Here is a 23,346-nt window from a genome sequence, read left to right on the forward strand (position 1 = left end):
TCATCTATAGAGGACAAATTTGCGAATTCCAATCTTTATAGTGGACAGTCCAGCTGTGCACGATAGAGTACATGCATTCGCTTTCGTGGACAAAACTGGAGTCGACCATGGCTATCGAAGATTGGCGACATGACGGGGTGAGGGTGGTGCGCGCAGCCACGACTTCCGGAAAGGGCCGGGCGACAGCATTTGAGTTTGCGGGTAGGGGCGGTGCAAGGATCTGGATGGGAACCGTAACCCTGCCGCCAAATGGACGAACCGGCGCGCATCACCACGGAACGCACGAGGTCGCGGTCTATGTCAGCAAGGGCCGGAGCCAGATCCGGTGGGGCGAACAGTTGGAGTTCACAGCGGACGTCGGCTCTGGCGATTTTGTCTATTTTGCTCCGAACGTGCCCCATCAAGAAATCAATCTCGACCCCGGTCAGCCCGTGCATTTCGTCGTCGTGCGCAGCGACAGCTCGGGAATTCGCATCGACCTCGATATCGAGCCTTTGGTGCAACCGGAGACGGTTTATTGACGGCCTCCATCCAGGGGCTTGCCGGCGGCACTGCAGCGTTTGAACACTGAATTCGCTCCCGAATGATCATCGAATGCGAGCACTCAAAATCAGACAATTCAGGTCAGTCGATCTTGAAGCTGTCTATGCGATTTCTCTTGCTACCGGCCACAACGGCGGCGATGCCTCGCACCTCTATCAGGACGGCAAGCTGATCGGTCACATCTACTCTGCGCCCTACGCCGCTCTTGAAGCACGCCTGGCGCTCGTTGTTGAAGATGATGTGGGAGTCGCCGGTTTCGTCGTTGGCACGTCCGACACCGAAAGATGGCACGACAGGCTCGAGGCCGAATGGTGGCCGCAGCTTCGTCGAGAGTACGACGACCCAAGCACCATACCGTCAGCCCAATGGTCGGCCGATCAGCGCCGGGCATTTGCGATTCATCATCCAGAACAACCTCCCAAACAGGTCGTTGAAGCCTTTCCAGCACACTTGCATCTGAACTTGTCCTCGAGGCTTCAGGGACGCGGAGCTGGAGTCTTGCTCTTCTCGGAGTGGGTGGCCCGCGCATCACGGCTGGGCATCAAGGCGATGCATGTCGGCGTCAACCGCGCGAACGGGCGAGCTGCTCGGTTCTGGTCAAAGATGGGCTTCGAACAGTTGCAACTGGCGGATGACTGTCCGAGCGGAACCATCTGGATGGGCCGCTCTTGAGAGTGCTTCGTACGAGATCGTGCCCGAGCGTGGAAAAGCGAAGCGTGGTGCCCAGTCAATACAAAGATGCGAACTTGTACATTATTGAAACTACTTCAAATTTCGTTGGCAATCGCCGACCAACCGGAGTCGCCGCCTCGGGAGCTCCCCTATCATTTTTTTGCCGAAATATTCCCAAGCAACGAAAACTTATTCAGATTGACCGGCCAAGACGTCTTCGACGATAGTCTAACAATACGCGGAGAGGGCTCGCCGTTGGCGGCCACCATGAATTGGGTGCGATCAAACCAGCGTTTGATACGCGCCTCTACAAACTCTGGCGTGTCACATTCGGCGCCACCGTTTGGTCAATGAAAGCCGAGTTGCTGCGGTTCTCCCACTTCTGTGGGTTCCATTCTTGCGTGCCTAAGACCGCCCGATTTTTCAATTTATACGTGTTTATTTTTCTATTTACTACTTAATAGCGATGCAACCAGCAATGGGGGCGTAACATGGCGTTACTGATCTGGACCGGCGCGGCGAACAACGGCAACTGGGACGATCCACTCAATTGGTCCATCGGCGGGCAGCCAGCCGGACGCATTCCGGGAAACGCCGATGACGTCGACATGGGAGGCGGGCCGCACCTGCCGTTCCCAACGCTGAGCAGCAATGCCACCGTCAACAGTCTCGTCGTCAATGAAACCACTTTTGTCGCCAGCGGTGCGACCCTCGACGTCGCCGGCTCAATCAGCGTCGTCGCGACCTCAGTCGATATGTCGTTCGACGTGGCAGGAACGGTGCAGGCGGGCGCGATTGCCAATCTCGATTCCAATGGGCTGTTGACAGGCGGGCAACGTGCCAACTTCGTCATCGAGGCCGGCGGGACATTTATTGATCTCGACACTCCCGGTGCAGCCAGTCCCATCGATACGTTGCTCACCAATGTGAGCCTCAGCGCGGGATCCAAATTCGAGGTCTCCAACGGGGTCAACCTGATCGATATCACCGCCTCGCTTTTCAACGTGAGCGGCACAGCCACGCTCAGCAACGAGCTGTCGCTGAATGCACACAACACACCGTTTCTGAACTCGATCAACGTCGTCAGCAACGGCCGGATCTCGCTGGTCAACGATAACTTCCAGGCCGCCGAGCTTTTCATAGACGCCAGCAGCATTGTGGGCGGCGTCGGCTCGATTGCGGTCACCGGGCAATCGATCACCAACAACGGTCAACTCTGGTCCGAGAGTCAGGGGACCAGTTCACTCTTGATCGCCAACGATGTGGTAGGTACCGGCTCGGCTCGGCTGTTCGACGGCTCGACGCTCGAATTCGCGGGCGCCGTAGCCAGCAGCGAAACCATCAACTTCGATGCGCCGGAAACCGGCGAGAAGCTGATCATCGACGCGGTGAATGCGGCAGGATTTGCAGCCACGCTGCAAGGCTTCACGACACTGGATACCATCGATCTCACCCACACGACGGCGAAATCGGCGACGATCGATGGTTCCGACCTGCTTGTGTTGCGGGATGCAAGCGGTGCGACAGTAGCCACCTTGCAGATGACCGGTGACTATACCGGCAAGACATTTCTGGTCTCAGGCGACGGCGCCGCCGGGAGCCTGCTCAGCGTTTTCACCAACCAGGCGCCGGTCACCACCGCGCCGGCGAGCGAGATCGCGTCCAAGGGCACGCCGTTCGCCTTTACCGGTGCCAACCAGATCAGCGTCACCGATTCCGACGCGCTGAGCGGCACCGGTGAGAACATCACGGTCGTGCTGACCGACACCACCGGCCTGTTGTCGGCCTTCGTCAACGGCGCCGGCGGTGGCGCCTCCATCACCGGTAGCGGCACCCAGCAATTGACGATCAGCGGCGGCCTGGGTCAGGTCAACGCCGCACTCGGCACGCTGTCCTTCCTCAGCAACAGCCTCGGAGTCGACCAGATCGACGTCGCGACCAGCGATGGGCGCGGCGGCAGCGACGATCACACGATCGCCATCAATGTGGTGGCGAACCAGCCGCCCGTGACGACGGTACCAGTGAGCGAGATCGCCTCCACAGGCACGCCGCTCGCTTTTACCGGCGCCAACCAGATCAGCGTCGCTGATCCCGACGCGCTGAGCGGCACCGGCGAAAACATCACGGTCGTGCTGACCGATACGTCCGGGCTGTTGTCGGCCTTTGTTGCCGGCAGCGGCGGCGGCGCCGGCATCACGGGCAGCGGAACCCAGCAACTCACGATCAGCGGTGGCCTCGGCCAGGTCAACGCCGCACTTGCCACGCTCACTTTCCTCGGCAGCAGCGCCGGGCCCGACCAGATCGACGTTGCAACCAGTGACGGGCGCGGCGGCAGCGACGACCACAAGATCGCGGTCAATGTGGTGGCGAACCAGCCGCCGGTGACGACGGTACCGGCGAGCGAGATCGCATCCACCAACACTCCTCTCGTCTTCACCGGTTTTGATCAGATCAGTGTCGCCGATCCCGATGCCCAAAGCGGTGCCGGCGAAAACATGACGGTGGTGCTGACCGACACCACGGGCCTCTTGTCTGCCTTCCCCCCCGGCAGCGGCGGAGGCGCCAGCATCACCGGCAGCGGCACCCAGCAACTGACGATCAGCGGCGGGCTCGGTCAGGTCAATGCCGCGCTTGCCACGCTCTCCTTCCTCAGCAACAGCGTCGGGCCGGACCAGATCGACATCGCGACCAATGACGGGCGCGGCGGCAGCGACGACCACAAGATCGCAATCAACGTGGTGGCGAACCAGCCGCCGGTGACGACCGCGCCGGCGAGCGAGACCGTGTCCAAGGGCACTGCGCTGTCATTCACCGGCGCCGACCAGATCAGCGTCGCCGATCCGGATGCCCAAAGCGGCACCGGTGAAAACATGACGGTGGTGCTGACCGACACCACAGGCCTCTTGTCTGCCTTCGTGCCCGGCAGCGGCGGTGGCGCCAGCATCACCGGCAGCGGCACCCAGCAACTGATCATCAGCGGCGGCCTCGGCCAGGTCAATGCCGCGCTTGCCACGCTCTCCTTCCTCAGCAACAGCGTCGGGCCGGACCAGATCGACGTCGCCACCAGCGACGGGCGCGGTGGCAGCGACGACCACAAGATCGCGGTCACGGTCACGCCTGGCACCAATGTGCCTTTCTCGATCATCGCTCCCTCATCGGCGATAACCGGCGTCAATCAAGCCGGTTCGATCAGCGGCATCAGCCTCGTGGAGTCCCCGACGACGCCGGGCGAGACCTTCTCGATCGTGCTCTCGGACGTCAACGGCGCCTTGTCAGCCTCCACCCTGGTCCCGGGCGGCGGCGGCACCATCGTCAACAGCGGCGCCAACACGCTGACCATCACCGGCACGCTCGACCAGGTCAACGCCGACCTGACGACGCTGACCGACACCAACACGTCGACGACACCCGATTCGCTGTTCATGCTGGCCAGCAACAGCAACGGCGAGAGCGCGCCGTTTGTTTCGGTCGATGTCAGCGTCAACGGAGCGCCGACGATCACGACGCCTTCGGTCGTCAGGGCTCCTGCGGGACTTGTGACGCCAGTGCCTCTCATGAAGGTGGCCGAGACCGGCAACACCACCGGCGAGGTCTTTGTGGTGGTCTTGTCTGACGCCTACGGGCTGCTGTCCGCGAACTTCGGCGGAAGCCCGGTCATCGGCAGCGGGACCAACCACCTGACGCTGAGCGGCAGCCTGGATCAGGTCAATGCGGAGCTGGCATCGCTGACGATTACCGGGACAGTCGTCGGGCTGGAATTCATCACCGGCGGAGTAGGTGACGGATTCGGAAATGCGTCCGGTCAGTTCAGGATCCCGGTGGTGACGGAAAAGACCTGGACCAGTACGGTCGCCAGCGACCCGAACAATTGGAACAACGCCGCGAATTGGACAACGCCCGGCGCGCCGATTGCGGGCCAGGACATCTTCATCCCGGGAACTGGGCCTCAACCGATCATCTTCGACGGAGCTACCGGACTGATTAGTGGCTCGGTGACGAACAACGGGACCATCACGCTTGGCTCGAGCGCCTCGCCGACGACTTTGCTGGTGAGTGGTGATGCAACGCTGTTCGGCACGGGCAAGGTCGTACTGTCGGACTCGGGGCTCAATTCCATCCAGGATTCCGGCACTGGCACTCTCGAAAATACGCAGACGATCGAGGGAGCCGGTACTTTCGATCTCTTGGGCCCTGTGACCATTGATACATCCCTGACGCTTCAGAATGATACCAGCGGCATCATCAACGCCACCGGTGTCAATGGCCTCGCGATGACGGGGGCTCCGGGGGTCGGCGCCCGCGGTGCTATCATCAATGCCGGTTTGATCGAGGCATCGGGCAAGGGCGGCCTGGTTCTCGAAGCCGTCAACGTCACCAACATCGGCACCATCGAGGCCATCAACGGGTCACATGTCGATATTGGTACAGGGGCCTCCGACATTGGCGGAGGTGTTGTTTTCTCCGCTGTAGGTATCACCAACACATCCGGCGTCATCGAGGCGGACAACGGCTCGGAGGTTGCCCTCTATGACGGAACCATCATCGCCGGCGGCACACTACGCACAATCGGCACGGGAGTGATCCGGTCGAAGAGCATTGATCCCGAAGCCGCTGCCCAACTCAGCGGCGTAACAAACCTCGGGACGGTCGATATCGATGCCGGCTATCAACTCCGCATCAACGGAACCATAAGCAACCTCGGCTCGATCAACGTCCTCGGTGATGCGGCTTTGGCAGCGACATTGTTGGTGGATAGTAGCGCCGTGCTGTTCGGCACGGGCAAGGTCGTGCTGTCGGACTCGGGACTCAACTCCATCCAGGATACCGGCATCGGCACCCTCGAAAATGCGCAGACGATCGAGGGAGCCGGTACCTTCTATCTCATCGGTCCTGCCACCATCGACACATCTCTGACGTTGCAGAATGACACCAGCGGCATCATCAACGCCACCGGTGTCAATGGCCTCGCGATGACGGGAGCTCCGGGGGTCGGCGTCAGCGGTACAATCATCAATGCCGGCCTGATCGAGGCATCGGGTGCGGGTGGCCTGGTTCTCGAGACCGTTAACGTCACCAATAGCGGCACCATCGAGGCCAACAACGGCTCACATATCGATATTGGGACAGGGGCCTTCGACATTGGCGGAGGGATTGTTTTCTCTGCAGTAGGCATCACCAACACATCCGGCATCATCGAGGCGGACAACGGCTCGAATGTTGCCCTCTATGACGGGACCACCATCGCTGGTGGTACACTACGCACAATCGGCACCGGAGCGATCCGGTCGAAGAGCATCGATCCGGAAGCCGCTGCCCAACTCAGCGGCGTAACAAACCTCGGGACGGTCGATATCGATGCCGGCTATCAGCTCCGCATCAGCGGAACCATAAACAACTTCGGCTCGATCAACGTTCTCGGCGATACGACTTCGGCAGCGACGTTGGTGGTGAACGGCAGCGCGGCGCTGTTCGGCACGGGCAAGGTCGTGCTTTCGGACTCAGGGCTCAATTCCATCCAGGATACCGGCACCGGCACCCTCGAAAATGCGCAGACGATCGAGGGCGCTGGCACCTTCTATCTGATCGGTCCTGCCACCATCGACACATCCCTGACGCTTCAGAACGACACCAGCGGCATCATCAACGCCACCGGCCTCAACGCGCTCGTGATCGAGGGGGCTCCGGGAGTCGACATTCATGGAACGCTCACCAATGCCGGCCTGATCGAGGCCTCGGGTAGGGGTGGCCTGGTTCTTGACGCCGTCAACGTCACCAACAACGGCACCATTGAGGCCAACAACGGCTCGCATGTCGATCTCGAAAACGGCACCGTCATCTCCGGCGGGACACTGAGGACGACAGGCACGGGTGTTATCCGGTCGGCGTCAGCGGCAAACGTGGCTTTTGATCAGTCCGGGCCGACCCTCGACGGCATTTCGAACGGCGCGATCTCCAATCTCGGCCTCATTGAGATCGGAAATGGCAATACCCTGCGTATTGAGGGCACCATCGCCAACGACGGCACCATCGAACTTCTCGGAACCTCCACAAGCTCAGCCAGCCTGCTCATCTCAAGCAACGCCACGCTGATTGGACACGGAACAGTTCAGCTATCCGACTCGAACCTCAACACCATCGCCCCCGACCCAATTTTCAACTCCGGCGGCAACACCACCCTCGACAATTTCGAGACGATCTCTGGTGCGGGCTCCTTCATCACCGGGGGAGGAAGCAATTTCAACGCAGTCTTTACGCTGCACAACGAGGCCAGCGGCGTCATCGACGCCACCGGAACAAATGCGCTCAGGTTCGACACTTCGCTTTTTGATGCGGTCAGGGTTGACGTGATCAACGACGGCCTGATGGAAGCCGCTGGCACCGGAGGCCTGATCTTCACGCAGACGTTCGTCACCAATAATGGGACCATTCAGGCCAACAATGGCTCACATGTCGACCTCGAAAACCGTACCGTCATCTTCGGTGGAACTCTGAGAACGATCGGCACCGGCGTCATTCAGTCGGAGGCCACAGCAGATACGAATTCGGGTGAACCCGGCCCCACACTCGACGGCCTTTCGAATGGAGCGCTAACCAATCTCGGTACTGTCGACGTCGGCGGCAACCACACCCTGCGTATCGACGGTACCATCGCCAACGAAGGCACCATCAATCTTCTCGGAACGTCCACAAGCTCAGCCAGCCTGCTCATTTCGAGTAACGCCACGCTGATTGGCGACGGGACAGTTCGGCTATCCGACTCGAGTCTTAACTCCGTCACTCCTGACTCAATTTTCAACTCGAGCGGTAACACCACCCTCGACAATTTCGAGACGATCTCTGGTGCCGGCTCCTTCATCACAGGGGGAGGTAGTAATTTCAATGCAGTCTTTACACTGCACAACGAGGCCAGCGGCATCATCAACGCCACCGGGACAAACGCGCTCAAATTCAATACCACGCTTTTCGACGCGGTCAGGATTGACGCAGTCAACGATGGCCTGATGGAAGCCTCCGGCACCGGCGGACTTGTTTTCTCGCAGACGTTTGTGACCAACAATGGCACCATCCAGGCCAATGCCGGTTCGCATATCGATTTCGCAAATGCAGGATTGTTCGGAACGAGCGGGCGGCTTCTCATCGATGCGAACGCAACCCTGACGCTCAGCAACACATCGATCGCCGGTCAAGCCATTCAGTTCCTTAAAGGCACGAACGAAACCCTCGTTCTCGACGACGCGACGATCGACAACACGACCATCGGGGCTCACATCTCGGGCTTCAGCGTTGGCGATCGGATCGACCTCACTCAGCTCAAGGTCACCAGCGCCTCGCTCGATGCGACTGCCACGCTGCACCTCTTCAGCAACGGCGTGGAGATCGGCTCCCTACAACTCGATAGCACCAATCTCGGCGAACGTTTCACCGCGGCAAGCGACGGCAAAGCCGGTACCTCGATCACCGTGGCGCCGATCACGCCACCTCAAGTCACCGAATCGCTCGCGCACGACACCGGCGCGAGTGCGACCGACCGGTTGACCGACGACCCGACGCTTGCCGGCACAGGCGATCCGTTTGCGATCGTCACCTTCACCGAAGGCAGCGCATCGATCGGCACGACAACGGCCGACGCCTCCGGCAGCTGGAGCTTTACACCCGCCAACCTGTCGCAGGGGTCGCACACCGTCACCGCCAGCGAGACCAACACCGCTGGCGCCGGCCATGCGAGCCTGGCCTTCATCTACGACTCGCTCGCCCCGCACATGGCGATCACGACGCCGGACGCGCAGATTGCCAATCCACAGTTGACCGTTTCCGGCACTGGAGAGGCTGGGACCCAGATCCAGCTATCCGACAACACCAACAACATAGGGAGCGCCGTCACCGTTGATGCAACCGGCCACTGGTCAGAACAGATCACGCTGGTCGGTACCGGCACCCATTTCGTCACGGCCATCGACACCGACCTCGCGGGCAATGTCGGCAGCAGTGGCGTCGCGACTTTCACGCTCGACAATCAGATTGTCGCTCCGGCCAACCAGGCGGTTGTGGCCGGCACTGCCGGCGCTGACCACATCACGATCTCCTCCGCCAATTTCGTCGTCAACGGTGCTGCCGGCAACGATACCATCACGCTGATGCCGGGCAGCAATTTCCAATTCCATTTCCTCAATGGCGGTCCGGGCAACGATACGCTGGATCTCTCGCAGATTTCCGGCCATGTGACGGTCAACCTTGCGCGAGACACCATGGTCGGCAGTCAGGTCGGTTTCAGCGTGCTGAACTCGATCGAGAACATCATAGCCGGCTCCGGCAACGAGCGACTGATCGGATCGTCCGGCGCGAATATCTTCCAGGCCGGCTCGGGCACTGACGTCATCACAGGACGTGGCGGCGGCGACACCTTCGTGTTCAAGGCTGGTTTCGGCAGGGCCGCGATCACCGACTTCCATGTGGCGACGACCAGTGGCAATCCACACGACATCCTTGAACTGGACCACTCGCTATTTTCCCAATTCGCGACGGTTCAAGCGCTGCTGACCAGCACCGAGGTGACGCAATCCGGATCGAATGTCGTGGTCGCAACAGACCCCGCGCACACGATCGAGCTGCAGCACACCTCGGTCAGAATGCTGTTGGCCCATGCCAACGACGTCTTGTTTGTTTAGCCGTAACAGCGATGGAACGCCGAGATCAGTAACCTCAAGGATCGCTCCTCGAGCTAGCCCCGCCCTCGCTGCGCTTGGCGGCCACCTGCGGTCGCGGCAAACAGCGCTTGCCGGCTGATCAGGACCTGATGCTTAACGGGGGATGGTGCCCAGGGGCGGAATCGAACCACCGACACTGCGATTTTCAGTCGCATGCTCTACCAACTGAGCTACCTGGGCGTGCTCCACGAGAGGGGCCAAAGCCCATCGAGCGGGCGGTTTATAGTGGGCCGAGAGCTGCCTGTCCACCCGCGCTTCGCCTTCGGCTTCGCCGGGCGCGGCCCGGCTGTGCACAAGGTAAGGCGGGCTTGCCGCGGCACTCCGGTCGACCGAATAAGACATTGATATTACTTGCTATTATACGTCGTCGACCTCGTCATCCCGACCGGGGATGACGTAGGATCCTTTCAGCCAGCGGTTCAGATCGACGTCGCGGCAGCGCGACGAGCAGAACGGACGGGTGGCCTGCGCCTGCGGCTTGCCGCAGATCGGGCAGGTTTTGAGGGGCGGGGCGGGCTTTTTGACTTGGTCGTCCATGATCGGGATAGCTGTACACGAGGTCGGGGCGTTCAAGGGCCCGTCGGCAAACAGGTTTCTCAGGCCGCGGCGCAGGATCCTCGCCGACCGGTTCTACTGTGCATGGGGTTGTTTTCGCGGTTTTGTCAGACCGCGGTGGCGTTGAGCCAGCCGAAGCGGATCGGAAAGCCTTCGCCACCGAGCAGCGTCGTGGTCTCGTACAGCGGCAGGCCGACCACGTTGGTGTAGGACCCCACCATCTTCACCACGAACGAGCCGGCTATGCCCTGCACGGCATAGCCGCCCGCTTTGCCGCGCCATTCGCCGGAGCCGATATAGGCCTGGATGTCGTCTTCCGAGAGGCGCTTGAAGCGGACCCGGGTCTCGACCAGACGCTGGCGGAACGCCTCACGCGGCGTGACCAGACAGATCGCGGTGTAGACGCGGTGGTTGCGGCCCGACAAGAGCCGCAGGCACTGCGCGGCCTCGTCCACCAGATTGGCCTTCGGCAGGATGCGGCGGCCGACCGCCACCACGGTGTCGGCGGAGAGGATGAAGGCGCCCCGCAGTTCGTCGTCCAGCTGCACCGACTTGAGCGCCGCATCGGCCTTGGCCCGCGCGAGGCGATTGGCGCAGGCGCGCGGCAGCTCGCCCCGCTTCGGCGTCTCGTCGACGTCGGCCGGCCGGAGCGCGTCCGGCTCGATGCCGGCCTGGTTGAGCAGCGACAGGCGCCGCGGCGAACCGGAGGCAAGAACGAATTTGGGGCGGCCGAGCATCAGGTGATTTGGGGGATCAGGCAGGGGGTGAATTGCGCGCGGAACCTATCGGAAGGGGGCTGATTTCACAACCCGGGAACCCGGACTTTGCTGATTCGAGGTGTCCGACATGCGTGTGCCCTTAGTCTGTGACGCGGGTGTTACGGCCGCCCCATACTACCCGCTCGCCGCGCCCACTTTCGCGAACCGCCGGCGGATGCGCATCAACAGCTGGTCGCAGACCTCGCGATAGGCGGCGAGCTTCTGGTCGCGGCTGCCCTCCATGGTGGTCGGATCGTGCGTCGGCCAATATTCGACGTCGGCGGCAAGCGTGCGGGTCAGCTCCAGCGCCTTGTGATGCGCCTCCGGCGAGAGGGTGATGATGAGGTCGAAATTGAGCCCCTCCCAGTCCTCCAGCTCCTCGAAGGTCTGCGGCTTGTGGGTCGAGATGTCCTGGCCGAGCTCAGCCATCACGGCAACCGCAAACGGATCGAGTTCGCCTTTTCTCGCGCCGGCCGACTTCACATAGAGGCCGTGCGGAAACATGTGCTGCAGGAGGCTCTCCGCCATCGGCGAGCGCACGCTGTTCATCGCGCAGGCGAACAGCACCGATTGCGGATCGCGTGCGCGTGGGGGCGCAGCCATCCGCGGTTACCCCTTCCAGTGCAGGACAGTGATGAGCGTGAACAGCCGGCGCGAGGTCTCGAAATCGACGCGCACCTTGCCCTTCAGCCGCTCCTGCAGCGTACGCGATCCCTCGTCATGGATGCCGCGGCGGCCCATGTCGATGGCCTCGATCTTGTCGGGCGTCGCGGTGCGGATCGCCTGGTAATAGCTGTCGCAGATCATGAAATAGTCCTTCACGATCCGCCGGAACGGCGTCAGCGACAAGAGATGGGCGACCACGGGCGTGCCGTCCTCTTGGCGGATGTCGAACATCAGCCGGCTGCCAGTGATGCCGATATGCAGCGTGAACGGTCCCTTGCCCTCCGCGCCGTCGGGCGCGAACAGGTTCTGCTCGATCAGATCGTAGATCGCGATCGCGCGCTCATGCTCGATGTCGGGCCCGGAACGGCCGATCGAGTCCTCGTCGAGGGTGACCGCGACGATGCGATTGGTCGAGTCGTCCTGTTCGGGCGGCTTTGTCATGACAGATTGAGGCGCAATCCAATCGAGCGCGAATGAGCGTCCAGCCCTTCCGCTTGTCCAAGCGTCATCGCAGCCGGCCCCAGCGCACGCAGTTGGTCCGGGCCGCATTTCAGGATCGAGGTGCGCTTCATGAAATCGGCGACCCCGAGGCCCGAGGAGAATCGCGCCGAGCGCGCCGTCGGCAGCACGTGGTTGGAGCCGCCGACATAATCGCCGATCGCCTCCGGCGTATGCGCACCGAGAAACACCGCACCGGCATTGCGGATTTTTGCGGCGAGCGCGTCGGGATCGCTGGTCATGATCTCGAGATGTTCGGCAGCGATCGCGTCTGCCAGCGGGATGGCGTCGGTGAGAGTTTTCACCATGATGATGGCGCCGAAATCAGCCCAGGACTTGCCGGCAATCGCGGCGCGCGGCAGCGTCTTCAGCTGCGCCTCGACGGCCTTCTCCACATCGGCGGCAAGGCGCGCGGAGTCCGTGATCAGGATCGACTGCGCGCTGGCATCGTGCTCGGCCTGCGCCAACAGATCAGCGGCGATCCAGTCGGCGTTGCCGGTATCGTCGGCAATCACCAGCACTTCGGAGGGACCGGCGATCATGTCGATGCCGACCTTGCCGAACACCAGTCGCTTTGCGGCGGCGACATAGGCGTTGCCTGGGCCGACGATCTTGGCGACAGGCGCGATCGTCGCGGTGCCATGGGCGAGCGCCGCCACCGCCTGCGCGCCACCGACACGATAGATCTCGCTGACGCCGCCGAGCGCGGCCGCCGCCAGCACCAGCGGATTGAGCTTGCCATCGGGCGAGGGCACCACCATCACGAGGCGCGAGACGCCGGCAACCTTCGCCGGCACCGCATTCATCAGCACCGAAGACGGATAGGCCGCAGTACCGCCGGGCACGTAGAGGCCGGCGGATTCGATCGCGGAATAGCGCCAGCCGAGCTCGACGCCGAGCGGATCAATGAAGCGCTCGTCTTTCGGCAGCTGGCGACGATGGTAGATCTCGATGCGATCGCGCGCGAGCTTGAGCGCATCCAGCGTCGCGGCATCGCAGGCCTTTGTCGCAGCTTCAATTTCGGCGGCCGAAATGCGCAGGCCCGAGGCATCCAGCTTCAGGCGGTCGAACTTGGCGGTGGCCTCGAGCAGGGCCGCATCACCGCGTTTGGCGACGTCGTCGACGATGGCGCGCGCGGCGGCCTCGACGTCGGCCGAAACCTCGCGCTTGGCGGCGAGGAAGGCCTGGAATCGCTGGTCAAAATCGGCGCTGCTGCGGTCGAGACGAACGGGCATTTTGGGCTTGGCTTCTGCTGGTTAGGAGCATGGTCCGGCTCACCGGCCCCCTGCTCAATGGCGCGGCGGGGAAGCTGCGTCAACCCTATACAGGCCGCCTCACCCCTCCCCCTCGATCTGCAGTCCCGCCCCCAATTCGTCCGGCCCCAGATCGGTCAGCTCGCACTCCAGGCACTCGACGTCGAGGCGGATGGCCCCGCCCTGGGCAAACAGCAGCAAAGCGCTGCCGCCGGGCTCCTCGTCGCGGCCGCCCTGGGGATGAAACTCGATGCCGACGAGGTCGAGCACCGCTTCAGGCGCGGCGAGATCGATGTTGCGCGACTTGCAGGCCAGCACGCGGTCGAAGCGGAGTGCGGCGACCAGCCGGCGCGGCGCGGTCTCACCCTCCAGCGTCTGCTCCCAGTCCAGCCGGCTCATGCCGACCACCAGGCGCCTCTCACCCTGCCGCCAGACGATGTCGGACGGCTGGACGCGCGCATCCTGCACATGGGTCGAGATCACCGCGAGATCGTCGGCATCGAGCGCGATCAGTTTGAGCTGGGGAGACATCGCCGGCACTTCTCCAGGGGGGGCGGACGGGGCTCAACGCGCGCCGCCGCCGAAATATCCAAAAGCTCGCAGCCGACACGGCGGCTGCGAGCTCGAAGATACACCGGTGAGCGTCGCTGTGACATCCCACCCGCTCCTGCGAGCAGAGGCAACGCTCAGCTCTTGAAGAACGCCAGCAAGTCCGCGTTGATGGTTTCGGCTTCCGTGGTCGGCATGCCGTGCGGAAATCCCTTGTAGGTCTTGAGCGTGCCGTTCTTCAGAAGCTTGGCCGACAGCGGCGCTGAGTCTGCGTAGGGAACGATCTGGTCGTCGTCGCCATGCATCACCAGCACCGGCACGTTGATCTTCTTCAGGTCCTCGGTGAAGTCGGTCTGCGAGAATGCGACGATGCCGTCGTAATGCGCCTTCGCGCCGCCCATCATGCCCTGGCGCCACCAGTTCTGGATCACCGCTTCCGAGGGTTTTGCGCCGGGACGGTTGTAGCCGTAGAACGGACCGGCGGGGAGGTCGCGGTAGAATTGCGTGCGGCTGGCGGCGAGCGCGGCCTGGAGACCGTCGAACACGCTCTTCGGCAGACCGCCGGGATTGGCCTCGGTCTTCACCATCAGCGGTGGCACCGCCGAGAGAATCGCGGCTTTCGCCACGCGAGACTCGCCGTGACGGGCGATGTAGTGCACCACCTCGCCGCCGCCAGTGGAATGGCCGACGTGAAGCGCATTCTTCAAATCGAGATGCGCGGTGAGCGCGGCGAGATCGTCGGCATAGTGATCCATGTCGTGACCGTCGGCGACCTGCGCCGAGCGGCCATGGCCGCGGCGGTCATGGGCGATGACGCGATAGCCGCGGGTGACGAAGAAGATCATCTGCGCGTCCCAGTCGTCTGACGACAGCGGCCAGCCATGGCTGAACACGATCGGCTGGCCCGAGCCCCAGTCCTTGTAGAAAATCTCGACGCCGTCTTTGGTGGTGATAGTGGGCATAGGGGGGCTCCTTCAGTCAAAAACGATCAGGCGAACGCCATCGGCTTGTAGCGGCGCCAGGCGCCGATGGTCACCAGCACGAAGAACACCAGCACGATGCCCTGCACCGCGGCGAACACCGGGCCGGAGGGCGGTGCCGGCGGCACCGCCGGTGCAAGCGCGGCGAGCGCCGGAATCTTCAAGAACGACTGGATGATCAGCACGAAGACGTTGAAATAGAGCGAGATCATCGCAGTCACGACATAGACCGGCCGCCACACGCCCGAGAGCTTCATGCCGTAGAGCGCGAAGCAGGCGATCGCGAGCAGCACCAGCGAGATGCCGGCGATGATGTAGGAGGGCAGCAGCTCCTTGAAGGGGAACAGGAAGCCCGTCGCATTGGTGAGGATGGTGAAGAACAGGAAGACCGCGGTGAGGCCCGGCATCGGCTTCGAGCCGAGCAGGCCGAACATCACGACGAGGCCGGCGGCGATGGCGATCAGGCTGATGATGACATGGACCAGTGTGAAGGCTTGCAGGCTCATTCCGAGTACCATGACATATCTCCTGTTCTCAGCATTGAGATCGGAGAAATATTACGGTCCTTATCGGATTGCCACATGCGCACGATCACACATGCGCGTGCAGCCATGCATCATCGTGCGAATCGACAAATGCATGACTGAATTTATTGCAGCGCTGTCACAAACGATGGCAGCGTTCGACGATAGCGGAGATTCAGACTTCCTTGGTGTCGAAGATCAGCAGGTCGGCGCCGCCGCTGGCGAATTTCGGCACGTCGCCTGCAGCCGCCTTGCCCTCTTCGCTTCCGAACGCCTTCTGGATGTCGGCCACGCTGTCGAAGCTGAGGATGGCGACGAGGTGAATGCCCGAGGGACCTGCGGGCGAGCCGACGGCACCGGTGCTGACGGCATATTTCTTCAGGCCGGGAAGTTTCTTGGCGAGCGGAATGTGGGTCTCGGCATAATGCTTGTCGAAGGCGGCAGTGTCTTTGGGCGTTTTATAGAGCACGACGAGTTCGGCCATTTAGTCCTCCCGTTAAGCGTTTTGTTTGTAGCTCCTCATGGTGAGGAGGCGCGCAAGCGCCGTCTCGAACCATGCAGGCCCGGCTGGGCCTTCATCCTTCGAGACGCCGCTTCGCGGCTCCTCAGGATGAGGAGATAGTCTGCAGTTGTCGGCAAAATCGCAAGTCACATTCGACTTGCCATTTGCTTGTCTTGTCCTTGACTAAAGCGCCGGTTTTGCGGCGTCGCCGAGATAACCGTGCAGTGAGGCGACCACCTGCGCGCCTTCGCCGATGGCGCCGCCGACGCGTTTGACCGAGCCGGAGCGGACGTCGCCGACGGCGTAGACACCGGGAACAGACGTTTCCAACGGCGCGACCAGCCGACCCTGGTTCTGTTCGGACTGCGCGCCTGTCACGACGAAGCCGCCGCGATCGAGCGTGACGCCGCAGCCGTCGAGCCAGCCGGTGGCGGGATCGGCGCCAACGAACAAGAAGAGATTCCTGATGTCGGCGGAATCCTCATCCGTAGACAGCCGGCTCTTCCAGCGGATCCGCCGCAGCAGCGAGGCCTCGTCGCCCTCGAGCGCCGATATCTCGGTGTTGAACAGCAGCTCGATGTTCGGCGTCGCCTCGATGCGCTCGATGAGATAACGCGACATGCTGGCGCCTAGGCCGCCGCCGCGGATGATCATCAGCACCTTCTTGGCGTGGCCTGACAGAAATACTGCGGCCTGCCCGGCCGAATTGCCGGCGCCGACAAGCGCGACCTCCTCGCCGGCACACAGCTTCGCCTCGACAGGGGACGCCCAGTACCAGACGCCGCGCCCCTCGAACTTGTCGAGGTTGGCGATATCAGGCCTGCGATAGCGCGCGCCGCTTGCGACCACCACCGAACGCGAGCGCAGGGCATCGCTGCCGTCGAGAGCGACGGAAAAAGCCCCGTCCTTGCGGGTGCAGTCGAGCGACTGCACCGTGACGGGGATCATGATGTCCGCGCCGAATTTTTGCGCCTGGTTGAACGCGCGTGCCGTGAGCGCCAGGCCGGAAATGCCGGTCGGAAAACCCAGATAGTTTTCGATGCGCGCGCTGGCGCCGGCCTGGCCGCCGAACGCTCTGGTATCGAGCACCGCGACCGATAGCCCCTCGGAGGCCGCATACACCGCGGTCGCAAGCCCCGCCGGGCCGCAGCCGACGATCGCGACATCATAGATGCGATCATTGCGCGGACCGCCGATCATGCCGATCGCGCGCGCAAGCTCGGTCTCGCCAGGGTTGCGCAGCACCGCGCCATCGGGCGTGACGACCAGCGGCCAATCCTCAGGTTTGGGCGAATAGCGCGCGATCAGCTCGGCGGCATCGCGATCCCTGTCGGGATCAAGCAGATGATGCGGCTGGCCGTTGCGGGTGAGAAAACCCAGCAACCGCACCACGCCGGCCGAATGCGATGGACCGATCAGCACGATGCCGCCGACGCCGGCCTGCAGCAGATTGACGCGGCGCAGGATCAGCGCGCGCATGATGCGCTCGCCGAGTTCGGCCTCGGCGACCAGCAGCGCACGCAGGCGCTCCGGCGGCAGCAGCAGCGTCTCGACATCGCCCTCGGCGCGGCCATCGACCAGCGCCGGACGGCCTGAGAGCTGGCTGAGCTCGGCCAGAAATTGCCCGGGCCCCTGGTCGATCAACGGTGAGACATGGCCGAGGCCGTCGCGCTGGGTGATCGCGACGTGGCCCTTCAGCACGACGAACATGCCCGGCCCCGGCTTGCCGGTTTCGAACAGCAGCTCGCCGTCCTTGTAGGTGCGAAGCTCGCCGAAATGCCTGAGGCGCTCGATCTCGGCCGGCGTCAACGTCGGAAACGTCTGCTCGGGGCGGATGAAACGCGACATCATCGCGGTCCGATCGGTCTGGTCCTGCTCGTTCTGCCCCATGGCCACGTCCATGCACTCCAAAGTTCAGGAGCGTGATCCGGAAAAGTGTGAAGCGGTTTTCCGAAAAGATCATGCTCAAACAATAACCTAAAGCGCGACGCGCTTTAGGTCCCGGCCTTGCCGGCGGCTCCCTCATCTAGGGAACCATCTTCGTTTTGCGAGGGATCACCGCTTGCGGCGCGTTCGCGCGCCTGCGCCTTGCGCCGCTTCAGGTTTTCCCGCAGCGCCGATTTCAGGCGGTCGTCCCGCGATCCCTTCGCTTGTTTCGTGGTCTTGTCGTTCTCGTCGGCCATCAAGCGTCCATCCAGCAGATGACGGGTAACATGCCCTGAGAATGCGGCAGCTCAAGAGCCCCTGATGCTCTCGATCGTGCGAAATCCAAAATGGGTCGAATCCGCTGCGGCGGCCAACTGGCCAGTTGGCCGGGGAATCGGAACCAAATTCGACGGAGAGTTGGTCGTTTCGGGCGAAAACGGCCGTAATATCCCCGATATCGCTCCGATTTTCTCGTTTTGGCCGTCCTTGCAAGCTTGCACAGCGGGGAGGCCTGTGGCAGATATCGGCCCGCTTGGTAGGCCCCTGTGGCGGCCGATTCTTATCCCAGCATTGCTGCCGTAGCTCAGTGGTAGAGCACTCCATTGGTAATGGAGAGGTCGACAGTTCAATCCTGTCTGGCAGCACCATTCATCTTCAGAAAATGAACATGGATCGGCATTCTCGCGGCACCGAACGCCCGAGTTTTGCTCGTCTTCGTTGCCCTCCTCTTGTGAAGAGGGCGCAGGGAAGACCGGGTGCCGACGAGGCACCCGCGGTCCGCTGCGCGAAAATGTAGCGCAAGGAAACCGCACAGCAGCATACAGGTGACGCCGAACACTCGGCCTTCCCTGCGCGATGGTTGGACGGCTTATGCCGCGCTCTCCCCGGAGACGAATTCTTGTTGTCTCCGTCGCCCTCGCGGAATTCACCGGCACCGCGCCGGTTGACGCCAGTGCCGCCTCCGCAAAGGCTTGACCGTAGCGACGACGGCCAGGACCACACGGTTTTGCCGTACGCATGGGCGCCGTTCGTACGACACGGCTTGTGCCGGGCTCACGGGGTTCGGCTCAATCCTCCGCCCGCCCTGCCCTCACATCCGCGCCGGCGCTGCCGCGTCCACCGCTTCCCCAACCCACGTTCGTGACGACGTACGATCGCCCCTCTCCAACGGGCCGGGATGGCGCAGAGAATGCCGTAAAACCGAATTTCGGTAAAGTGGAATATTTTTGCGGGAGGGGATTGACGGAGTTTGGCGGGAGGGGGGTGTTTTGCCCGACGGATTGCGGCGGCGCGGCCCATCTGTACGTTTGATCGGCCGCTTTAGGAAGTTTCGCCCCAGGTGCCGCCTGTTAGCCTCATTCCGAACTTGGAGCGGGCTTCTTCGACGAACGCTTTTAAAGTTGATGCCGTACTACCTACACAAGGCGGCTGGCCCCCCACCGGGAGAATGAATCCTCTCTGTCCAACTCCAAAATAGATTCCGATCCCGCGTTCTATTTCATTCGACGCCAGAATGGCGAAGCCGCCAGCGGGCTCCCATGGAAAATGAGAGTCTTCGACTGCCTGGAGGTATTCGAGCTGCCTTGAAATTCGAGCATCTACAACACGAACGACACACCCGCTGATTGCTCCTACCGTGGGCTGTTTTCGGCCAACACAATCCCAGCAAAGGGCCTCCATCGCGTCAGATGCAACCGAAAACTCCTTCTCGCCGCATGTCACTGGATCGGATCTCAGAACCCTTCCATCTTCTTCGACAGAGAACCGCTCCGCCGCCCCACTGTATTCTTTTTTCAGTTGAAGAAACCGATTCCACTCGTCGGTGTCACCGATATGCGCGTTGATAGCTTGCCGAACCTCACCACGCTCAATGACGAACAATTCCTTCTTCGCCGCGTTCTTCAATACCAGAAAATCCGCGTCGAGGATGTTTCTAGATGCAATCCATTCCGTAGGATCGAGTACGGGTTCGGCGGCGATGGCCAATTTCAGAGCTGATACCGCCGAATAAGCGGCATCGAAATTTCCTGCAAATCCGATAGCAAGCTCGCCGGTCACTATTTGAATTTTTAGGCTATGAAACTCGCCGTTGACCGGGCCGATATCACCTTTGAGCGTGAAATGTTCATGGCTCAGGAGCGTGTCTCCTACCATGAAGCAAATGTCCGGTTCCGCATGGGCGACCACAAGCGTCATGACTATTACTGACCGATTAAGCTCGTAGATGGGTTGAGCGCAGCGAAACCCGTCAACGCTCCTTCCGCGCGGAAAAATGATGGGTTTCGCAAGTGCTCAACCATCCTACGCATTCAACGATCAGGGAACGTACCTCCAGTAGGCCCGAGTAAGAGGTGGCTCAGGAAAACCGCGGATCTCACCCAACCGCGGTGACTTGCCGCGGCTGTCGAGCAATATCTTCAAGTCGTCCATGACCGCGCGATTGGTGGCGAACTCAGCGTGGTTCAACCCCAACAGCTCGTCCCCAATCTCCGTTACATCGATCGTATCCAGGTTGGGAAGGACGACCGGACCTATCCCTGTTGGTACGTCGCCAGCTCGAGGGTAGATCGCGAGAACCTTGGATGCCATCAGCGCCTTGTCGGCTCCCGACGCGTACAGCGTGGCGCCTTGGATAATCTTCTGTACGTCTGGGAGTTGCCGCTCGAAAGTGCCACGATCCACATCCGGCGCGGCCATGATGAGTTGATCCAGCTGAAGAGGACTTGCGGATCCTGCATTGTTTTTCAGGGCGTCAAGCACGACAAGGTTGCCCATGCTGTGTGCAAGCACATCGACATGCTCGATCCCAAGATCCCTCAGTTTCTTCAAAATGAAGATGAAGCCGTCCCGCGCGGCAAGTGCACTGTCGAGATCATAGCGATAGTCCTGGACTTCTCCGCGCGAACTCCACGAGTAGAGAACCGAAAGACCCTGATAGTCGAGATCGTAGACCATCTGCGCATTGCGAAACATGGCATCCTCGAATGTGTTGGCGAAGCCATGTACGAACACCAAGGCGCTCTTCGCATTTTTCCCTCTCACGAGTTGCTCCCAATTCTCAAGAGGCATGATCGATAGCTTGCGGAGCGCAAAGTGCTTCGTATCATCTTGCTGCTCTCGCCGAAGTTCTATTCCCCAGAACTTCCATACAGAGGGCAGTTCGGTACGGCCTATTCGGTGGTGCTCGGGGATGTGAATGGCAGCAGCGCCGAACGTGAGGTTTGCTTGACGATCACCTGTAAACTCGACGGCAGTCGTTCCGTTCTTCGGCACGCGATCGGTCGCGAAGAGGAATTCAACAAGCCGGCGATCATTGAGTTGGCCTGAAGTCCCGGAGCCGCAGGCGCCAGGCGTAGTTTGGCACGGGTTGCTGTATTGCACGGGCGGCGGGGCGGATGGCGGCGGCGGCGGCCGCGGAGTGGGCTGCTCGCCCCAATTCGGAAACGCAGAGGCAATCTGGCCGCCTGCATCCGGATTACGAAGGGGCCGGCTGCCGAAGATATCGCCGTAGACGCCCCCGTGGACCGGATTGCTTGGAGCCGCCGGACCGGGGATCGGGCTCGGGCTCGGGCTCGGGCTCGGGCTCGGCGGGTTGATCGGAATCAACGAAACGAATTCAAGATTTGTCTGCCGTATTCGTAGATCCGCCACCGCCACGAAGAATGTCCAACGAGAAATGCCTCTCTCGTGAGAAACGGTCGCTTGAAACCAGTACGCTTGGTGGGCGGGATCCAATTGAACTGCCGATACTTGAATATTCGCAATCGCCCCCAGACTTCGAACGACAGGATAGACCCCCGTTCCGGACGTCTGGGCCAACGTGTTTTGATAGAGCTGAGGTTCCAGCAGTGCCTGCAGGGCTGGGATGTTTCCTCCCTGCAAGGCCGATACGTAAGCATAAACCGTGCCCTCCGGACGCGGAGAGTCCGCCCTGAGCTCGGATGCGTATAGCACGGCAAGCAAGGGGATGATGATCGCCAGGGTGAACCCACGGCTCCCCCACGCAGGACCCCCGCCAAGGCGCTCAAGTTTCCACCCCATGGATTGATCGGTCTTCCCGGCGGCCAAGCCTGCGGACGCTGCGACCGCGAGTATCGTAAGGAGTAGCCACCAATTCATAATGGGCCTCCTATTGAAATTCGAAAGTTGTCAATATTCGAGGAGCCTAATACAGGTTGCGCGGCCTGCCAACCGCGAATGGACGACCGAGGGGCCTTTCCCATGCGGAAACACCGCAACTGATCCGAGCGGCAGAGGTACGGTGAACTTCGTAGGGCAGGATGGCCAGATCGTAGCTCGCAAGGCGGGGCGAGACGTATCGGGGAGCGAAACGTGCGGACCGGGATTATCACACGTCTCATCCTGACGGTTCTCGCAACATTCGAGATCATTACCATCGCTTCGGCGGGCGATCTGGTGAAGTTCGACAATGCGCCCGTCATCATGGGCCGTCTCCAGCAGCAGCGGGCGCGCGAGCGCGGCGAAACGCCGACCAACAATCCCGATGAGATCGAAGGCTATCTCTCCAGGCCTGACGGACCCGGCCCTTTCCCCGCGGTCGTCTATCTCCACGGCTGCTCCGGGCTGCTGGACAATACCCGCAGCCGGATGGCGGAGCTGCTCACAGGCTGGGGCTACGTCTCGCTCATGGTGGACAGCTTTACGACCCGCGGCATCGAACACGCTTGTGAGGCGGAGACGGTTATCCGGCAGGACGTGCTGCGTGCACGACAAAGGGACGCACTGGGCGCATTGAGCTATCTTGCGAAGCTTCCCTACGTCGATCCGAGGCGAATTGCAGTTGTTGGGTCATCGCAGGGCGGCATCGTCGCGCTACAATTGGCCTCGACCCATTCGGCCGATTATTTCGCAGTTCCGGATGGGCTGAGATTCAGGGCTGCGGTCGCCTACTATCCCCTATGCGCGCTTGCCACCGACCAGTTGACCATTCCGACCACGATCCTGATCGGCGCCCTCGACGACTGGAGTCCGGCCAGGGATTGCGAACTCCTGATGGAACGGCGTGCGGGCAAGGGGGCGCGCGTCAAGCTTACGATCTATCCCGGAGCCTATCATGCCTTTGATGCCCCGAACCTCGCCGAGGGAATGCGGCTGTTCGGCCACTGGCTCAAATACGACGCGAATGCGGCATCGCGTTCAATCCAGGACATGCACGACTTCCTGGCAACCGAACTGAACGAATGAGCCGCGCAGG

General features: G+C 61.7%; 17 protein-coding genes and 2 tRNA genes. 5 read left to right on the forward strand and 14 right to left on the reverse strand.

The features are described from left to right. Positions 1–107: 107 nt before the first annotated feature. From M2427_RS20675 to M2427_RS20685, 3 genes are all read left to right on the forward strand, one after another. The gene (locus M2427_RS20675; protein WP_280708436.1) at positions 108–521 is read left to right on the forward strand and encodes a cupin domain-containing protein; all 414 of its coding nucleotides are present in this window, start codon (positions 108–110) and stop codon (positions 519–521) included. Positions 522–594: 73 nt separating this feature from the next. Continuing rightward, on the forward strand, positions 595–1,215 hold the full coding sequence (locus M2427_RS20680; RefSeq protein ID WP_280708438.1) for a GNAT family N-acetyltransferase: 621 nt from the start codon (positions 595–597) through the stop codon (positions 1,213–1,215). Between the two features lie 491 nt (positions 1,216–1,706). Next, complete coding sequence (locus tag M2427_RS20685) at positions 1,707–9,881, forward strand: Ig-like domain-containing protein (RefSeq protein WP_280708440.1); 8,175 nt, start codon at positions 1,707–1,709, stop codon at positions 9,879–9,881. 143 nt (positions 9,882–10,024) lie between these two features. Here the strand turns inward: M2427_RS20685 and M2427_RS20690 are convergent. The 12 genes from M2427_RS20690 to M2427_RS20745 form a co-directional block, all read right to left on the reverse strand. Further along, positions 10,025–10,100, reverse strand: a tRNA-Phe gene (locus tag M2427_RS20690). Positions 10,101–10,277: 177 nt separating this feature from the next. Beyond that, the gene (gene yacG, locus M2427_RS20695) at positions 10,278–10,457 is read right to left on the reverse strand and encodes a DNA gyrase inhibitor YacG (protein ID WP_280708442.1); all 180 of its coding nucleotides are present in this window, start codon (positions 10,455–10,457) and stop codon (positions 10,278–10,280) included. Between the two features lie 125 nt (positions 10,458–10,582). Continuing rightward, a complete protein-coding gene (locus tag M2427_RS20700; protein WP_211381135.1) occupies positions 10,583–11,212 on the reverse strand; it encodes a Maf-like protein in 630 nt (209 codons plus the stop codon). Positions 11,213–11,368: 156 nt separating this feature from the next. Further along, positions 11,369–11,836 (reverse strand): low molecular weight phosphatase family protein, encoded by a 468-nt coding sequence (locus M2427_RS20705; RefSeq protein WP_280708443.1) that lies wholly within the window; start codon positions 11,834–11,836, stop codon positions 11,369–11,371. A gap of 6 nt (positions 11,837–11,842) precedes the next feature. Then, positions 11,843–12,340, reverse strand: a complete 498-nt coding sequence (locus M2427_RS20710; protein ID WP_280708445.1) for a UPF0262 family protein — start codon at positions 12,338–12,340, stop codon at positions 11,843–11,845. Beyond that, positions 12,337–13,632, reverse strand: coding sequence for a histidinol dehydrogenase (hisD, locus tag M2427_RS20715; RefSeq protein ID WP_280708446.1), 1,296 nt, complete (start codon positions 13,630–13,632; stop codon positions 12,337–12,339). The genes M2427_RS20710 and hisD overlap by 4 nt, the downstream gene beginning before the upstream one ends. A gap of 99 nt (positions 13,633–13,731) precedes the next feature. Further along, positions 13,732–14,181 carry a DUF2948 family protein gene (locus tag M2427_RS20720; protein ID WP_280708447.1) on the reverse strand — a complete coding sequence of 150 codons (450 nt, stop codon included), beginning with the start codon at positions 14,179–14,181 and terminating at the stop codon, positions 13,732–13,734. Between the two features lie 155 nt (positions 14,182–14,336). Next, positions 14,337–15,161 carry an alpha/beta hydrolase gene (locus M2427_RS20725; protein WP_280708448.1) on the reverse strand — a complete coding sequence of 275 codons (825 nt, stop codon included), beginning with the start codon at positions 15,159–15,161 and terminating at the stop codon, positions 14,337–14,339. Between the two features lie 26 nt (positions 15,162–15,187). Further along, positions 15,188–15,697, reverse strand: coding sequence for a hypothetical protein (locus M2427_RS20730; RefSeq protein WP_280708449.1), 510 nt, complete (start codon positions 15,695–15,697; stop codon positions 15,188–15,190). Positions 15,698–15,878: 181 nt separating this feature from the next. Beyond that, positions 15,879–16,187, reverse strand: coding sequence for an EthD family reductase (locus tag M2427_RS20735; protein WP_280708450.1), 309 nt, complete (start codon positions 16,185–16,187; stop codon positions 15,879–15,881). A gap of 201 nt (positions 16,188–16,388) precedes the next feature. Then, entirely contained in the window at positions 16,389–18,095 is a 1,707-nt protein-coding gene (locus tag M2427_RS20740; RefSeq protein ID WP_280708550.1) for an FAD-dependent oxidoreductase, read from the reverse strand. Between the two features lie 104 nt (positions 18,096–18,199). Beyond that, on the reverse strand, positions 18,200–18,388 hold the full coding sequence (locus M2427_RS20745) for a hypothetical protein (protein WP_280708451.1): 189 nt from the start codon (positions 18,386–18,388) through the stop codon (positions 18,200–18,202). Positions 18,389–18,703: 315 nt separating this feature from the next. Here M2427_RS20745 and M2427_RS20750 point away from each other — a divergent pair. After that, positions 18,704–18,778: transfer RNA gene (locus M2427_RS20750), tRNA-Thr, on the forward strand. A gap of 673 nt (positions 18,779–19,451) precedes the next feature. Here M2427_RS20750 and M2427_RS20755 read toward each other — a convergent pair. Together M2427_RS20755 and M2427_RS20760 are read right to left on the reverse strand one after the other, a co-directional pair. Further along, positions 19,452–20,327 (reverse strand): hypothetical protein, encoded by an 876-nt coding sequence (locus M2427_RS20755; protein WP_280708452.1) that lies wholly within the window; start codon positions 20,325–20,327, stop codon positions 19,452–19,454. A 120-nt stretch (positions 20,328–20,447) separates the two neighbouring features. Next, entirely contained in the window at positions 20,448–22,250 is a 1,803-nt protein-coding gene (locus M2427_RS20760) for an alpha/beta hydrolase (protein WP_280708453.1), read from the reverse strand. A 213-nt stretch (positions 22,251–22,463) separates the two neighbouring features. On the opposite strand from M2427_RS20760, the gene M2427_RS20765 reads away from it, so the two are divergent. Further along, a complete protein-coding gene (locus M2427_RS20765; RefSeq protein WP_280708455.1) occupies positions 22,464–23,336 on the forward strand; it encodes a dienelactone hydrolase family protein in 873 nt (290 codons plus the stop codon). The last annotated feature ends 10 nt before the right edge of the window (positions 23,337–23,346 follow it).

Source organism: Bradyrhizobium sp. BR13661 (assembly GCF_029892425.1).
Taxonomy (GTDB): domain Bacteria; phylum Pseudomonadota; class Alphaproteobacteria; order Rhizobiales; family Xanthobacteraceae; genus Bradyrhizobium.

Excerpts from the sequence above, each read along its gene's own strand:
- M2427_RS20675 (WP_280708436.1), top strand. The coding sequence starts at position 108 with ATGGCTATCGAAGATTGGCGACATGACGGGGTGAGGGTGGTGCGCGCA.
- M2427_RS20680 (WP_280708438.1), top strand. The coding sequence starts at position 595 with ATGCGAGCACTCAAAATCAGACAATTCAGGTCAGTCGATCTTGAAGCT.
- M2427_RS20685 (WP_280708440.1), top strand. The coding sequence starts at position 1,707 with ATGGCGTTACTGATCTGGACCGGCGCGGCGAACAACGGCAACTGGGAC.
- yacG (WP_280708442.1), bottom strand. The coding sequence starts at position 10,457 with ATGGACGACCAAGTCAAAAAGCCCGCCCCGCCCCTCAAAACCTGCCCG.
- M2427_RS20700 (WP_211381135.1), bottom strand. The coding sequence starts at position 11,212 with ATGCTCGGCCGCCCCAAATTCGTTCTTGCCTCCGGTTCGCCGCGGCGC.
- M2427_RS20705 (WP_280708443.1), bottom strand. The coding sequence starts at position 11,836 with ATGGCTGCGCCCCCACGCGCACGCGATCCGCAATCGGTGCTGTTCGCC.
- M2427_RS20710 (WP_280708445.1), bottom strand. The coding sequence starts at position 12,340 with ATGACAAAGCCGCCCGAACAGGACGACTCGACCAATCGCATCGTCGCG.
- hisD (WP_280708446.1), bottom strand. The coding sequence starts at position 13,632 with ATGCCCGTTCGTCTCGACCGCAGCAGCGCCGATTTTGACCAGCGATTC.
- M2427_RS20720 (WP_280708447.1), bottom strand. The coding sequence starts at position 14,181 with ATGTCTCCCCAGCTCAAACTGATCGCGCTCGATGCCGACGATCTCGCG.
- M2427_RS20725 (WP_280708448.1), bottom strand. The coding sequence starts at position 15,161 with ATGCCCACTATCACCACCAAAGACGGCGTCGAGATTTTCTACAAGGAC.
- M2427_RS20730 (WP_280708449.1), bottom strand. The coding sequence starts at position 15,697 with ATGGTACTCGGAATGAGCCTGCAAGCCTTCACACTGGTCCATGTCATC.
- M2427_RS20735 (WP_280708450.1), bottom strand. The coding sequence starts at position 16,187 with ATGGCCGAACTCGTCGTGCTCTATAAAACGCCCAAAGACACTGCCGCC.
- M2427_RS20740 (WP_280708550.1), bottom strand. The coding sequence starts at position 18,095 with ATGGGGCAGAACGAGCAGGACCAGACCGATCGGACCGCGATGATGTCG.
- M2427_RS20745 (WP_280708451.1), bottom strand. The coding sequence starts at position 18,388 with ATGGCCGACGAGAACGACAAGACCACGAAACAAGCGAAGGGATCGCGG.
- M2427_RS20755 (WP_280708452.1), bottom strand. The coding sequence starts at position 20,327 with ATGACGCTTGTGGTCGCCCATGCGGAACCGGACATTTGCTTCATGGTA.
- M2427_RS20760 (WP_280708453.1), bottom strand. The coding sequence starts at position 22,250 with ATGAATTGGTGGCTACTCCTTACGATACTCGCGGTCGCAGCGTCCGCA.